Below are 15,486 nucleotides of genomic sequence, written 5' to 3' on the forward strand. Positions count from 1 at the left end.
AAAGTTCCATGCGTAGCAAGTGTAGCAGTTAATATCAGTAATTTTCTCAAATGAGCGTTTTTTTATAGTGACAAACAGTAATAACATTAAAAATAGCCATGTAGACATTAATTGAGGAATAGACAATGTTAGTTAGTAAAAGCAACGGATTTAACGCTAGCGCAGTTTTGGGTAGTGGAAGTTATAATGAAAATAAATCTTCTAAACACATGGAGCTACTAGCTCATAGTATTTTAAAATTAATTTGTAAGGAAGCTGCATCAGAGACGTATCGCGGTGCTCTTGAAACTTTACAAAAAATGATGTCTGAATGTATATATCATGAAGGCAACGCCTTTGTCATTATGGGAGTTGGAGAACAATTAAAACGTATTAAATATGAAGTTGGTGAAAATAACTTAAAGGTATTCAACGTACACTTTAATAATAATCACGAGTTAGTTAGTTCTGGTGAGCCTGACGTAATATGTTTAAGCAAGCAGGTCTGGGAAAATCTTCTCATTAAACTAAAGCTGGAAAACAATGAAAATGTGTTTTCTGAAACTAAAAAATTATCGAATAAAAATAATGACGATCAGTTTTTTGAATGCGTTAAAAGAAATGAACAGAACCTTTTCGATAATATAAGAAAAAGTGATTTTCATGTTGGTTTACTTAAGCCAAGTAGTACGCGTAGTGTTATTTTAGAAACGCCGCCAAATGTCTGTATGGAATCACGTAATTCATATGAAAAAAAATAGATGAGATTTCATCTTTGTCAGAGTCAAAGGAACACCCCATAGATATTCAAGAAAAAAAAGATGCGTTTGTGAATGAGTTCAAGGGGATATTATTTGATAAAAATGGAAGGTCTTCAGAGTTTCTACTTAATTTTTATGAATGTTGCTATGAGTTTTTACCAAGAGCGCAGCCTCAGGATAAAATCGAAAGCTATAATTCAGCACTGCAAGCTTTCTCCATCTTTTGTTCATCTACGTTGATACATAATAATATAGGCTTTGATTTCAAATTATTTCCAGAAGTCAAACTGTGTGGGGAAAATCTTGAAACGGTATTCAAATATAAAAATGGCGATGATGTCCGGGAGATAGCCAAAATTAACATTACTCTCCAAAAAGAAGAGGATGGTTTATATAATTTAGGTGGATTGGATTTTAAGGGATGCTTCTTTTCTGGACAGAACTTCAGTAACTATGATATTCAATATGTGAACTGGGGAACGTCATTGTTTGATCTTGATACTCCGTGTATTTTTAATGCGCCTGCTTACAACAAGAGTAATGAAAAATCATTAAAACCTGTGAGCGAAAACGGTTTAAGTGGAGTCTTGACTGATCGTAATAATAAAATAAAACTCATCACGGGCGTGGCACCATTCGATGATATTTTATTTATGGATGATGACTTTGATGATAGTTCCTCTGAGGATGATCCCGTTGAGAATAGTCCTGTTGTGACTAGTCCCGTTGTATCAAGTTCTAAAAGCAGTTTTCAATGATTAATAAATGGCTATTTTTACAAAGAGATAATAACGTAGATTGAAACAATATGTATTATTGATTGATTAAACGGGATTATTTTTTACACTACAACCATTTTGCTGCCACTACCAAAGAAAAAGGGGCTACGCTTTCACGTAACCCCTTGATTTATTTGTTGAGCTGGCGGTGTCTGAATTGGTGCTGTAATTGGTTGAAATATTTATTCTAATGTCTGGTTCAACTTTCCTTAGCTGCCTGAAAGTTTTTTTGATCTTACCCATCAATAATAGGGTTACGGTACACCACGCCTGACTGATGAACTGCGTGCTCAGGGTTACCTCTTCAACGTAAAACCGTGGCAGGAGGTCCGGACTGAAAAAACTGCTCAGGACATTATCGGCGGTGGACGCACGGGTAGTCTGTAAACCGAACCGACTGGGGCGCAGTATGTGGCATCTTGTCGTGCTGTTGGAGGAGCTGTGCAAACGTGGTATTAACTTTCGTGCTCTGGCCCAATCTATATTTGCCCAACAATGGGGGGACGAATGCTGTAAAAGTAAAAGAATCTGCGATCTCAAAGTTATTGTGTTATTTTTATGTGAGCAGAAGATATTCATCAGAAACGATTATGTAAATCATTTTATTTTGCCGACGGCCTGATTGTCGAAAGAAAAGAATACCCCCGTATTCCCTGAATAGATTGACTTTTTTATCCAACCATACTTCAGCGCACTGCGTTTAAAAAATGCTTCTTTCTTATGTGGAATATCATCATTTCATCATGATGTCTTTGATGAGCGGTGAACACAATACACTTGCGCTGTCTCTTCAGGATGAATCCCCTGGTCTGGTGCCTGTGGGCTGATGTTGCAGCAGAGCTAAGGTCGCTTAAACGCTACTCAGTATTCACTTTTCAGAGGATGAAATTTATGAACAGGACCAGTCCCCATTATTGTCGCCGCTCAGTACTTTCCTTATTGATATCTGCCTTGATATATGCCCCGCCTGGGATGACGGCCTTCACTCCTGATGTTATTGGTGTGGTAAACGATGAGACTGTAGATGGCAGCCAAAGAGTAGATGAACGAGGTACAACAAATAACACTCATATTATCAACCATGGCCAGCAGAATGTTCATGGCGGGGTATCTAATGGAAGTCTTATTGAATCGGGTGGATATCAAGATGTAGGAAGTCATAACAATTTTGTGGGGCAGGCTAATAATACAACCATTAACGGAGGAAGACAGACAATTCATGACGGGGGCATTTCCACCGGTACGATAATCGACAGTGGCAATCAGGACGTTTATACAGGTGGTATCAGCAATGGAACGACAATTAAGGGTGGTAATTCACACATAAGTGGGGGGACTGCGAATGGAACCATCATTGATGGTGGAGGGCAGAAAGTAACAACTCAGGGGCATGTTGATGGTACAACGATAAATAAGTCCGGTTATCAGGACATCACGCAAGGAAGTATTGCAACGAACACAATCATAAATGGTGGACGACAGTATGTTGAACAGAGCACAGTAGGAACAACCACCATTAAAAATGGCGGTGAGCAAAGAGTATATGAAAGCCATGCGCTGGACACGACGATTGAAGGTGGAACTCAGTCTCTGAATAATAAGTCAACGGCAAAAATACTCAGATCTATTCTGGTGGTACGCAAATTGTTGATTACACCAGCTCCTCGGATGTTATTGAAGTTTATTCCGGTGGCGTGCTTGATGTTAGTGGTGGTACGGCAACAAATGTTACCCAGCACGATGGTGCAATTTTAAAAACAAACACTAACGGTACGACGGTGAGCGGTACGAATAGTGAAGGTGCATTCTCCATCCACAATCACGTGGCAGACAATGTGTTGCTGGAAAACGGTGGTCATTTAGACATAAACGCATATGGTTCGGCAAACAAGACGATTATTAAAGATAAAGGAACAATGTCAGTTTTAACGAATGCTAAAGCTGATGCGACCCGAATAGATAACGGCGGGGTAATGGATGTTACCGGAAACGCGACCAATACCATAATCAATGGTGGTACACAGAATATTAATAATCATGGTATTGCCACGGGTACCAATATCAACGGCGGAACGCAAAATATCAAGAGCGGCGGGAAAGCTGACACGACAATTATATCCTCCGGGAGCCGGCAGGTTGTTGAGAAAGATGGTACGGCAACTGGCAGCAATATTAGCGCCGGAGGCTCGCTGATTGTCTATACCGGTGGTATTGCACATGGGGTTAACCAGGAGACGGGCAGTGCTTTAGTTGCCAACACGGGCGCAGGGACTGATATTGAAGGATACAACAAGCTCTCTCACTTCACTATTACCGGAGGGGAGGCTAATTATGTTGTGCTGGAAAATACCGGCGAACTGACGGTAGTGGCTAAAACCTCGGCGAAAAATACTACCGTTGATGCTGGCGGTAAGCTGATTGTCCAGAAGGAGGCTAAAACAGATACCACCAGACTTAATAATGGTGGCGTTCTGGAGGTTCAGGACGGTGGTGAGGCTAAGCATGTTGAGCAACAATCCGGCGGCGCATTAATTGCTTCCACAACTTCCGGAACCCTTATCGAAGGAACCAACAGTTATGGTGATGCTTTCTACATCAGGAATTCAGAAGCTAAAAATGTAGTGCTGGAAAACGCTGGCTCATTAACAGTCGTCACTGGTTCCCGGGCAGTTGATACGATTATTAATGCCAACGGCAAAATGGATGTTTATGGAAAAGATGTTGGCACTGTACTCAATAGTGCTGGCACCCAAACAATATATGCCAGTGCCACTTCTGATAAAGCAAATATCAAAGGTGGCAAGCAAACGGTATATGGATTAGCCACTGAGGCAAATATCGAAAGTGGTGAACAAATTGTTGATGGTGGGTCAACAGAGAAAACACACATCAATGGTGGCACGCAAACCGTTCAGAATTATGGTAAGGCAATCAATACCGATATCGTCTCTGGCCTACAACAAATTATGGCAAACGGGACAGCGGAAGGTTCCATTATTAATGGGTGTTCACAGGTAGTTAATGAGGGCGGTCTGGCTGAAAACTCGGTGCTTAATGACGGCGGCACACTCGATGTGCGGGAGAAAGGCAGCGCAACGGGGATACAGCAGAGTAGCCAGGACGCTTTGGTTGCAACCACCAGGGCGACGCGGGTCACAGGAACACGCGCGGATGGCGTCGCGTTCAGCATCGAGCAGGGTGCGGCGAACAATATCCTGCTGGCAAATGGCGGCGTGTTAACCATGGAGTCAGACACCTCTTCTGACAAAACACAGGTCAATACGGGCGGACGGGAGATCGTCAAAACAAAAGCCACTGCGACAGGCACGACGCTCACCGGCGGCGAACAAATCGTCGAGGGGGTGGCGAATGAGACAACGATTAACGACGGCGGAATACAAACAGTTTCAGCTAACGGAGAGGCAATAAAAACAAAGATCAATGAAGGCGGTACGCTGACAGTTAACGATAATGGCAAAGCGACAGATATCGTCCAGAACAGCGGTGCCGCTCTCCAGACGAGCACGGCTAACGGTATTGAAATCAGCGGTACTCACCAGTACGGCACTTTTTCCATTTCCGGCAATTTAGCGACCAATATGTTGCTGGAAAATGGCGGTAATTTATTGGTATTAGCAGGTACCGAAGCTCGCGACTCCACGGTTGGCAGCGGTGGAGCCGCCAACGGCAGTTATCGCAGCAACGGGCTGGGCGGTCACATTGAAACCGGGATGCGATTTACCGATGGTAACTGGAACCTGACGCCGTATGCATCGTTAACGGGGGTTCACCGCTGATAACCCTGAATATCATTTATCCAATGGCATGGAATCGAAATCAGTCGATACCCGCAGTTTATATCGTGAACTGGGTGCAACGCTGAGTTACAACATGCGTCTGGGGAACGGTATGGAAGTTGAGCCGTGGCTGAAGGCGGCTGTGCGCAAAGAATTTGTCGATGATAACCGGGTGAAAGTGAATAGTGACGGTAATTTCGTCAATGATTTGTCGGGCAGACGTGGAATATACCAGGCAGGTATTAAAGCCTCATTCAGCAGTACGTTAAGCGGGCATCTTGGGGTGGGGTATAGCCATGGTGCCGGTGTGGAATCCCCGTGGAACGGGGTAGCTGGTGTGAACTGGTCGTTCTGACCATCAACGAAAAAGCCCACATCTGTGGGCTTTCATGTCACCAGGAGCCGCGGCTCCTTTGCGTATCCTTTTATGTCTCTTCACCGTCTGGTCGGTGTCCTGCTGAGACTGCTAACTTCCTGTTTTTATTGGTGTTGTCCTTATACCGTCCAATCATGATTGGGGCTGGCGGAGTCTGAATTTGTATGTTATATCTATGTTTTAATTGGTTATTTATTTAAGTTGTTTTTGTTTGTATACCTAAGCGTATACCAATAGCGGGGTGCAATACTTATTGAACTTTAAAAAAATCACGCTAAATAGGTCTTCTATATTCAAAAAAACTCTTTTTTCAATAAATTGTTCACACTGTTCACTTTGGATTTTTACCATTCAAAATCAAGGAAATAGAAGTTAACTGTACGGTGAAGAGTGAACAGATAACTCTACATTCTTGTGCCAGCAAAAATAAAACCCGGCATCAGCCGGGTTAGTTGTAATTATTTGATTGTTGGCTCATCGCACTTGGGTAGCCAGTCTGCATTACTTTCCTCTTTTAAAGTGAGGTTAGTCTGCATTCCCTGATTAGTTCGCCGTTTCTCATAATGTAGCCCGTACTCCTTCAGCATGACTGGCAACCCTTTGCCAAACATCGTAAGACTCAGGGTGTTTTTATATCCATTAGCCTCCATGTATACGAGGTAGGCATGGTAAAGGTAGGTACGTGGCTGGCGTGGGACAATATTGGCGTTCCCCATAAACATGCCGTTGGTGTCAGGTAATGCCTCAAGATAGCCACAAAAATCAAATGCTGGATCAGCATCACGCTTGATGGTGAGAGCCTCATCAGAATTCTGCTGCGACTGAAGCAATGTTCTGGCGCTCATCGGATCGCTGAAACGCTGCATGAGCTGGCGAACAATCACAGCCAGTTCTCGTGCAATTTTATCTTTCAGCTGCGGATCGCGTTCTTCCGGTGCTATCTGCTCAGGAAAATGCAGAATAACTCTCCTGCGGGACACACCACCACTGCGATCAGTGAAGCGCATAGGATTATTATTTACGGCCAGGATAACCGCCGGAATATGTGTTGAATAAGCATTCTGAAATTTGGGGTCCACCGATACCGCATCGCCACCAGTTATAGCCTTAAGCCCGGCGCCGTCGCCGCTCCACTTCTCCTGATCAGGCAGGCGAATAAGAGAAAAACCTATCAGAGCCGCACGTTCTCGCGGGGACTCCAGCGTTTCAATGGTCGCAGAGGTGGCGTTATCCTCTCCAGCAAGCATGGTCGCAATTTCAGCCAGAATACTTTTGCCACTTCCACCAGGGCCAGTCACTTCCAGAAAGAGCTGCCAGTCATAGCGATTCGCCAGCACCATAAATAACGCCGCAAGAATAATGTCGCGTTTTTCTGGCTTGTGTCCGGCAGCCCGGTCCAGCCAGCGCCAGAATGCCGGGGCATGAGTTTCAAGCGTTTCCCCCTCTACCGGTGGCGTGAAATCGACTTCACACAGGGTACGCAGCCAGTTCTCTTTACAGTGCGGACTAAACAGCCCTGTTCGCGTATCGAGGACGCCATTACGAAAACCGATCAGATGACGTGCCGGATTTTGCTGCTGCGGAACAATTAACTTTAATGTTTCCACCAGTGAAGCAATTTTTCCTGAGGAAAACGGTGCACCGAGGCGCTGGAAAAGGGCTGCGACATCTCGGGCAAAATCTGACTGAGAAATCACTTTCCACGCTCCAGACTCGTAGCGGGATAAAAGCTGCCCGTTCGGATCAACCGCCAGTGCATCCCTGTAATGCTCCCGAACCCTCTGAGCTTTTTCGCTGACACTCATCGCTGTGAATTCTGCTTCACTCATTGTGTCGAAAGGACTGGCGTTATGTGGCTTCAAAGCCTCAAGAATTGCCTTCCGGGTGGATTCCTCTCCGTATTGGGTAAGCGCATCATTCCAGTCACCAAAAACCGGTGGCAGCACAATGTCACACTGACACGCTTTTGCAGCAGTTTCAGCCCTGTTCTGGCCTGAACCATTCAGATCGCGGTCCGCTGCAATAATTAACTGATATCCCGGATACTTGTTATGGGCAACGCTGGCCAGAGAAAGAAAGTTGACCGACGAAAATGCCACCATGACGGCTTCTCCTGTCAGATGACGAATGGTAAGCGCCGTGGCGTAACCTTCCGCAATCCACATCCTTCTTACAGAACTCCCGCCCCCTTCTATCAGATGATAGGCCTCCTTAACCTGACCTCCTTTAAGAAAACACTTGCTACCATTGCCACTGATAAGCTGAATATTCACCAGTTCCCCGTCAGCGTTATAGAGCGGGACGATCAAATCACCGGGGTGGAACATCACCCCACCGGTTTTATGACCTGAAGTCAGCTCATGGCAAATATGCTCCGGGAAACCTTTATGTGTAAGATAAGTATTTCCGGCAGATTCACGCGAGGCTTGCAGTAGTCGCGCGGCAAGTGCTGCTGCCGCCTGTTTCCCGCCATCTGTATCTGCGGTTGACGTCCAGACTCCAGAAGAGGCTGAAGACAGACTATGTGTCAGTCCATGTATCCTGTCTGCTGCTTCACTGATATCCACATTCAGTACCTTGCTGACAAGCGCTAAACCGTCCCCAGCCCCGCACTGGTTGCAGAACCATGTTCCACGTCCTTCCAGATCGTCGAAGCGAAAACGATCTTTACCGGCGCAGACCGGACAAGGCTGATGGCGATTTTTCAGTATGTTCATACCCAGCGCTGGCAAAATCCGCGCCCAGTGACCGCGGGCAGCCTTCACGGCCTGACTGACTTTCATTCCTGACATGATGCAGTTCTCCCTCAGTGTAAAACCGGCTTTATAATGTGACGGACGCATAACTCATCCATTACGGCTATTCCGAGCTGGGAGAGTGCGGGGCAGGACATTAGAGGACCGGATTCCATCAGGTCTGAAAGCAGGGCGCAGGCGATTTCCATGCCTTTTGTTTGCCCGTGCTGTCGCAGATAAAAACCTTCAAGCTCACGGGCAATGGCGGTTTCAATTTCATCCAGAGTGAGCTGCAGGTGGCGGTTGTGCTGATGGCAGATACTCAGCCAGGCGCAGGCAACCGCGCGGCGATATAACGCCAGCCGAAGTGAGAGGGGAAGAGTGCGTGATTTCATTGCACCACCTCCTTGTTCATCAGGTCATCCTGGCAACGCTGTACCACGCCATCAAGCTGTTCTGTCATCAGATAAATCAGGGAAACCAGTTGCTCACATTGAGCACCTGCAGGTTTTTCATAGCAGTCCTGAAGAACAGCCATTCCGGTGACAAATTCCCCCACGTTACGAAGATGCTTGAGGCGGACAATATCGTCATAAGAAATTGCGGCGTGATTCATCACATCACCTCCCCGGCAGGCAGCCGTGCAGAAAGGGAGAGCACATAATCACGGACCAGCGAAAGGCGTGCAAAGCGCTCATCGCAGGCCACGGTGCGAAGCATACAGATGCGGGGTTGAGTGTCAGCACGGCGGATTGCGGCAAGCACAAAGACATATTGCGGGTAAAACGGGGTGAGGGTTGTAGCCATGATGGCAGCCTCCATTGAGTAGCGGTTATTGCTACCACCGGAAACGCCAATTTCACTGGTGGCAGCCCGAACGGGGTTGGCGTAACCGGCCTCAATGGATACCGGCCAGCCCGAAGGCTGCCCCGCCCGGACTGCCATTATCTCGAAAGAACCACGGTGTACGCATAAACACCACAGCCTGGAAAATGGGTGTGCCAGAGCTTCGACGAAAAAAAAGACGCTTGGCGCGTCTGGTGTCGCCATTGAGTTTCGCGGAACGCCAATTCCGGCTGCCGATTTTGCGGCAGCGGAAAAACTATACCTGGAAATGACTGCAGGATGCAAGCCAGAAAAATGGGGATTAATGCGTTCAGGCATCATTATGCATCACATCCCCGTCCGCGGGCACTTATACGATCCGCCATCCATGCGCTTACCTCTGACTGTGCCCAGGCAACATTTTTACCACCAAGCGGGATCTGCTTCGGGAAAGCATCGCGGCTTATCAGGTCGTATATAGTTGAGCGGGACAAGCCGCATAAATGCATCACCTCGGGAAGACGTAAAAATCGCTCATGCTGGTTCAGCACAGGAAATAATGGCGCAGCCGGAGCTGGCGCAGAAACAGAAATATCATGCATTTATCTACCCTCTTTAATTCCTTCATCAGTCCGGATAAATCCCCCCGGATTCAGGTAGTTCCTTATTATGTATATATTTCTCGCTTACGCACCCATTATTTATTTAGCGTCACATATTGATTTAATGGAATTTAAAACTATATCAAACCACATAAAATGGCATGATAGATATTATGTCTGCGAACTATAAATACAGGGACATTAATAGGAACTAACTTTCATCCAGGGGTTACTACCCCATAAGTCATAGAACTTAATGGTACTGAAACCGCAACCCATTCAGCAGGGATGCACAATTTCTACATATGGCTTTACATTGCAAACCTAACTTCAGGATATACTCATGAATTGCATCAAGCTCAGAAGAATTAGAACCGCATAAAATCAATAACCACGCATTCTTAACCTAAAAATATATCCAAATAAATTCATAAAAGACCGAGCAGTTCTAGTTTTATAAAAATCAGATTGAAATGCAACACCAGGGAAAGGGGGGAATCATGTTATTTCCCGGCAAAGAAAAATCGTCTATTTCATCATCTGTTGAATACTACTGAAGAGTGGTGAATAGTTGTGAGGAACAATAATGAAATAATCATTCGGAATAAAAATTTCACTTTTGATGAAAAAAAATCATAAATCACGCTACCTTCCGATGAACACTCATGAACAGTCACTGAATACTGCCTTGTCAACCCTTCACCTCTTAACTAGCTGTATTATCAATTTTTTTATCAAAGTGAACAGTAGTGAATAGTATTTATTAAAGGAAAGTTGAAGATCAGACATGACACATTTCTCTGGCTAGCCAGAACAAGGTCATTGTTCTGTCACTGACACAATCCCCCTCGGTAGTGCGCTTGTATGGGCATCGGCACAATTGACACGACAACAAAACACTACCGGAGCATTCATGACTACTGTTAACCAGATCTCTGATGCAAACATTACATCCTCCCTCCCGCCGAAAATTCGCGAAGCGGTGGAAAAAGTTAAGGCAGCAAAAGCTGTCTGGCAGGAAGAACGGCGAAAACAAACTGAAGCTGCTGCAATGATTGAAACTATCCGTAAACGTCAGGAAGATACAAAAACGGAAACGCAGGCGCTTAATGATGAATGGCGAAACCTGTTTCGTGAGAATCAGGGAAATATGACACCACGCATGAAAAAACTGCGGGCAGAAATCGCCCTCGGACGCGAAACACTGGATGAGTTCGAAGATTTGCTGGCAGCTCAGGTGGCAGAAAATGAATTCCTGCCCTGGAAAACTGCGGATGCTGCAAACCACTACATCAGCGAACATAATCGCCTGATTGAAACTCATGCAGTGTGGCTCTGGAATGAGTTTATGAAGGAACACGGCCAGAAACTTATTCAGATCCTTGGACTGTTGAAAATGACTCTGGGCCGAAGCGCTTCTGCTGTTATCGGTGTAGTTCATACCGTAAACGACCCCGAAAGTGTGCTGAAGCAATTTATCAGCGAGCAACTCACCACTCCGGTACTGTCCTGTAACGTATCTTCAACGGATGATATTACCCTGCCGGGGATCAGCATTTATGCGGACGATAAAGCCATCCAGGATGCCAGACAATCCCCCAGCCCTGCAGCGCGTTCACGGATGCTTAAACAGCGTGACATGGTTAAAGGGGGCGAGAAGAAATGAATGCCGGAACCATTACTCAGGAAGCTCTCAACGATTACCGCTCGGCGATAAAAAGCTGGCTGACACTACGTAATACGCAAAGTACCTACCAGCTTCGTCTGGCGGCTCTGCTGAATACTGAAGAAAAACCGGCAGCATATGCCAGCCAGCTTGAGGAGCTTCGTGAGCGTCTTGCTGTCCTCGAATGGCAGATTAACTGTGCTGCACGGGATGGTCTTTATGCTCACCAGATTGTGCTGGAGAGTTGTGTTACAAGCGCAACGGAAAACTTCATGAGCGAGCATGGTGATGCACTCACTGACGCACTGGCTCCTTTTCTTTGCGCTCCATACGGGCTTGAGGCGGCAATGAAAATATTACGAACCGCTGTAGCCCGACAAACGGAAGTGCGTACTCCGGTAATTTCAGCAGCATACAAGAGCATTATCGACGAAACCGGATTAACGGTGGATGCATCAATGTACGCTGATGCTTCAACCAGTTTCACCCCGGCACAACATAAAGTTTTCCTGGCCCGCCTTAACCGACTTAATGAAAAAGGAGGGTACTGATATGGCCCTGAAGTGTCCTGAATGTGGGACGGTCGCTCACGCCAGAACCAGCGCCTATGAAGCTCCATCGGTTAAACGCTCATGGTATCAGTGCCAGAATCTGGAATGTTCCTGCACATTTACCGCTCTGGAAAGCGTGGATACGATAATTATGAAGCCTTGGCGCAATGAACAGGAATCAGACAAAGAACAAATGCCAGAAAAACAACAGCAAACTCTCAACCGCTATGGCTCCGCGTCAAAGCTGTCAAGCCGTCAGCTAATTCCTGTCTGATTAGCAAAATACGCCCACGTAGTCCCGGTCCAGTACCGGGATTTTTTACGCCTTTTCCCTGGCTGGCCTGAAGGCGTATGAGTGCATATCTATAGCGCATGAAAACGCATGAGTCTCATGCGCCATTTTTGACGCGAAAGCCCTTGTGTGGTGGCTTCTGAGACGATTTACGGGGTGCATGAAAACCAGTCTGTTAAGCGAAGCGGGCAGGCGGGCGGGGCAGCGCACGCTGTGTATGGTCAAAGTAACTTTTAACTTTCAATGAGTACCTGATTGAAAGAATCGTTTATCACGTTAAAGCGATAACAATGATTTTAAGCAGCGAGTGTGGTGTAAGTATCATTGTCGAGTAAAAATGTTGCAAGCTATTGAAATAAGTATATATTGCAAATGATGAGGAAAATAAAATATGCAAGGACCTACTCATGGATGCACTGCATGTCGCGCTTGAAAATCTGATTAGAGATGATGGTCAAACACTAAATAGTTATTTTAGTGAAGTTAAAGTTAATTCATTGATTGAAAATACAAATGCAACTTGTCATTTTCATTGCCTTAATCTTGATGGCAATGGACGTCCTCGGGTAGACGCGTTAATCCAATTCTTGAACGATAAAGTAGTTGATTATGCTATTCCAAGGAAAAAAATCAATGAGGCAGTGCAATATTTTAATGAAACACAATCAACAGCGAAAATAACAAAATTAGCAAATCAAGCAAAAAAATTATTTACTAGGCTTGCAAATAGTGGCGAAGGCGGTGAATTTATTCTTTTTTTATTTGCAGAGCAATTCCTTAGATTTCCACAAATTATTTGCAAAATGAGCCTGAAAACGAGTTCTCAAATGCATTACCATGGTGCAGATGGAATACATATAGGCGTAGATAAAGATAATAAAAAATTATGTTTATACTGGGGCGAGTCTAAACTCTATTCCAATCTGAGCAAAGGTATTTCTGAGTGTATGGATAGTATAGCTCCATTACTTCAAAGTTCTATGGGAATAGAAGGCGCTGAGACACGTGATATGCAGTTGCTGGAGTCGCACTTAAATGTTGATGATATAGAACTAGAACAAGCGTTGAAAAGATTCTTAGATCCTGATAGCCCGGATTTTAATAAATTGGAATACAGAGGAATATGCTTAGTTGGGTTTGATCTTAAAGATTATCCACAAGGGCCCAGTTCAATTGATATCAGTGAACTAGTTGCTTTGATTAATACTAAAGTCGGGAAATGGTCAACTAGTGTGCAAGGTGGTATAGTTAATAAAAAACTTGATCGCTTTGCTATGCATGTTTTTATTCTTCCTTTTCCTTCAGTAAAAGCATTTAGGGCTAGTTTAATTAAAGCATTGGAGAGTTGAAATGTCGTTGCGAGATTTATCTGGGTGGTTGATTAAGAATCAAGGATTCTTAAGAAAATATCAGGCATTAGTCGCTAACTCGATAAAAGATCAATTTCCAGAGTTAAAATCAGATGTAATCCCACAGATTAGTTCTGAGGATGTCGGCTATCTTTTAACATGTGCTAGTTCTTTGGCTTTCTCAAGTGATGAGAAATGCCAAGATGCAGCCTTAAGGATTGCACAGTATTGCTTATTGAATGAAAAAAGTGAAGCAAGAAAAGATAGTGCTGCATTAATTCTTGATTCATTATCTAATAATCCAGCAATACAACTTGCTGAAAATAGGGGGTATCTTAACCCTGATTTCGAAGAAAGATTACCCTTAAAGGCTCAGTTAGAACTAACTAAAAGAAAAATTCTATATACAATTGAAATAGATGCTGATAAGCATATTTATGCTAATAGGTTTCAATCAGAGTTTTGGGATGCGGTACAAGAAAACTCATGGGTTAGTGTCTCTGCTCCTACCTCTGTAGGAAAATCATTTATCCTGGAATCTTGGGTGGAGCAGTTTGTAAAAAGAAATAAGAATTGCTTAGTTATTTATATCGTACCAACAAGGGCATTGATTTCAGAAGTATATTCTGAGTTGCAAAAACGTTTGGATCCTAATTTAACAAATATAGTTAATATTCAGACACTACCATTGAGTAATGTATACCAGAGCGAAAAATCTAATGTCTTCATATTTACACAGGAAAGATTAAATTTATTCTACAATCATTTCTCACAAATTCCAAAGATAGACGTCTTAGTTGTTGATGAAGCACACAAGATCGGTGATGGTGGAAGAGGTGTTATTCTTCAACATGTAATTGAACTGACTTGTCTAAATAACCCTGATTCAAAAGTTATCTTTGCAAGTCCTTTCACCTTAAATCCTGAAATATTGCTCAGTGATGCTCCAATATTAAAAAACAAAAGAACTATAAAAAGTGACTATGTTACAGTTAATCAAAATTTAATATGGGTAGAACAAAAACCACGCAAGACCAAAGATTGGTTGATGTATTATTTTGCAAACGGTGAAAAACGCGAGTTAGGAAACTTTTCTTTAGAAAATGCACCATCTCCTGAAAGTAAAAGATTGCCTTTTGTAGCTCTTTGTTTAGGTAAGGGGGCTTCTGGTAACGTAGTTTACGTAAATGGAGCCGCTGAAGCAGAATCTACTTCCAAGCTAATATCTGCAAGTATAGAAAATGAGACTGAGGATGAAGAAATTTTAGCTCTCGTTGAGCTTAGTGAGACAATTATACATAAAAATTTCGCATTAAATCGCACTCTAAAAAAGAGAGTCGCTTTTCATTATGGCAACATGCCTTTAATAATAAAGGGCGAGATTGAACGATTGTTTAGTAAAGGTAAGATTGATTTTTTAATTTGTACCTCAACTTTAGTTGAGGGCGTAAACATGGCTTGTAAAAATATTTTTATAAGAGGCCCTAAAAAGGGTAATTCAACCCCGATGCGAGAAGAGGATTTTTGGAATCTTGCTGGCAGAGCTGGTCGTTGGGGAAAAGAATTCCAAGGTAATGTCATCTGCATCGATAGCGACAATGAAAAAATTTGGAATGGAGAGCCTCCAAAAACCAAAAAAAATATATTTATAACTCGCGCCACGGATGCTATTTCCCATGACATGGATAAGTTGGTTTCCTATATTTTTTCAGAGCATCATTTTGGTATGTCTGAGCGGAATCCTAATCTCCAGAGTCTATTTAGTTATTTATGT

Annotated in this window: 11 protein-coding genes and 3 pseudogenes; 9 read left to right on the forward strand and 5 right to left on the reverse strand. The window is 44.0% G+C overall.

The window, feature by feature from the left end:
* Positions 1–125 precede the first annotated feature (125 nt).
* From QZF50_RS18765 to QZF50_RS18780, 4 genes and pseudogenes are all read left to right on the forward strand, one after another.
* Positions 126–1,498, forward strand: a pseudogene (locus tag QZF50_RS18765) (DUF5507 domain-containing protein).
* 346 nt (positions 1,499–1,844) lie between these two features.
* Positions 1,845–2,003 (forward strand): annotated as a pseudogene (locus tag QZF50_RS18770) (recombinase family protein); the annotation flags it as partial.
* A gap of 223 nt (positions 2,004–2,226) precedes the next feature.
* On the forward strand, positions 2,227–2,346 hold the full coding sequence (locus tag QZF50_RS18775; RefSeq protein WP_000927517.1) for a hypothetical protein: 120 nt from the start codon (positions 2,227–2,229) through the stop codon (positions 2,344–2,346).
* Positions 2,347–2,410: 64 nt separating this feature from the next.
* Positions 2,411–5,671 (forward strand): annotated as a pseudogene (locus QZF50_RS18780) (AIDA repeat-containing protein).
* A 479-nt stretch (positions 5,672–6,150) separates the two neighbouring features.
* Here the strand turns inward: QZF50_RS18780 and QZF50_RS18785 are convergent.
* From QZF50_RS18785 to QZF50_RS18805, 5 genes are read right to left on the reverse strand one after another with little or no spacing between them, the layout of a single operon-like run.
* Complete coding sequence (locus tag QZF50_RS18785; RefSeq protein ID WP_290388945.1) at positions 6,151–8,484, reverse strand: primase-helicase zinc-binding domain-containing protein; 2,334 nt, start codon at positions 8,482–8,484, stop codon at positions 6,151–6,153.
* Between the two features lie 14 nt (positions 8,485–8,498).
* Positions 8,499–8,822: a DUF5375 family protein gene (locus tag QZF50_RS18790; protein ID WP_016809712.1), complete on the reverse strand. Its 324-nt coding sequence runs from the start codon at positions 8,820–8,822 to the stop codon at positions 8,499–8,501.
* Positions 8,819–9,043: a hypothetical protein gene (locus tag QZF50_RS18795; protein ID WP_016809713.1), complete on the reverse strand. Its 225-nt coding sequence runs from the start codon at positions 9,041–9,043 to the stop codon at positions 8,819–8,821. The genes QZF50_RS18790 and QZF50_RS18795 overlap by 4 nt, the downstream gene beginning before the upstream one ends.
* Positions 9,043–9,597 carry a host cell division inhibitor Icd-like protein gene (locus QZF50_RS18800; RefSeq protein WP_024190234.1) on the reverse strand — a complete coding sequence of 185 codons (555 nt, stop codon included), beginning with the start codon at positions 9,595–9,597 and terminating at the stop codon, positions 9,043–9,045. The genes QZF50_RS18795 and QZF50_RS18800 overlap by 1 nt, the downstream gene beginning before the upstream one ends.
* Complete coding sequence (locus QZF50_RS18805; protein WP_000543726.1) at positions 9,594–9,854, reverse strand: AlpA family transcriptional regulator; 261 nt, start codon at positions 9,852–9,854, stop codon at positions 9,594–9,596. The genes QZF50_RS18800 and QZF50_RS18805 overlap by 4 nt, the downstream gene beginning before the upstream one ends.
* 913 nt (positions 9,855–10,767) lie before the next feature.
* On the opposite strand from QZF50_RS18805, the gene QZF50_RS18810 reads away from it, so the two are divergent.
* From QZF50_RS18810 to QZF50_RS18830, 5 genes are all read left to right on the forward strand, one after another.
* Positions 10,768–11,520, forward strand: a complete 753-nt coding sequence (locus QZF50_RS18810) for a septation initiation protein (RefSeq protein ID WP_061892510.1) — start codon at positions 10,768–10,770, stop codon at positions 11,518–11,520.
* On the forward strand, positions 11,517–12,071 hold the full coding sequence (locus QZF50_RS18815) for a phage polarity suppression protein (RefSeq protein WP_016809716.1): 555 nt from the start codon (positions 11,517–11,519) through the stop codon (positions 12,069–12,071). Before QZF50_RS18810 ends, QZF50_RS18815 begins: the two co-directional genes overlap by 4 nt.
* A gap of 1 nt (position 12,072) precedes the next feature.
* Positions 12,073–12,345, forward strand: a complete 273-nt coding sequence (locus QZF50_RS18820; protein ID WP_016809717.1) for an ogr/Delta-like zinc finger family protein — start codon at positions 12,073–12,075, stop codon at positions 12,343–12,345.
* Between the two features lie 425 nt (positions 12,346–12,770).
* A complete protein-coding gene (locus QZF50_RS18825; protein ID WP_016809718.1) occupies positions 12,771–13,712 on the forward strand; it encodes a DUF1837 domain-containing protein in 942 nt (313 codons plus the stop codon).
* Between the two features lies 1 nt (position 13,713).
* A partial coding sequence (locus tag QZF50_RS18830; protein ID WP_290388946.1) for a DEAD/DEAH box helicase occupies positions 13,714–15,486 on the forward strand: 1,773 nt, incomplete at its 3' end.

Source organism: uncultured Escherichia sp. (assembly GCF_948475835.1).
GTDB lineage: Bacteria > Pseudomonadota > Gammaproteobacteria > Enterobacterales > Enterobacteriaceae > ECMA0423.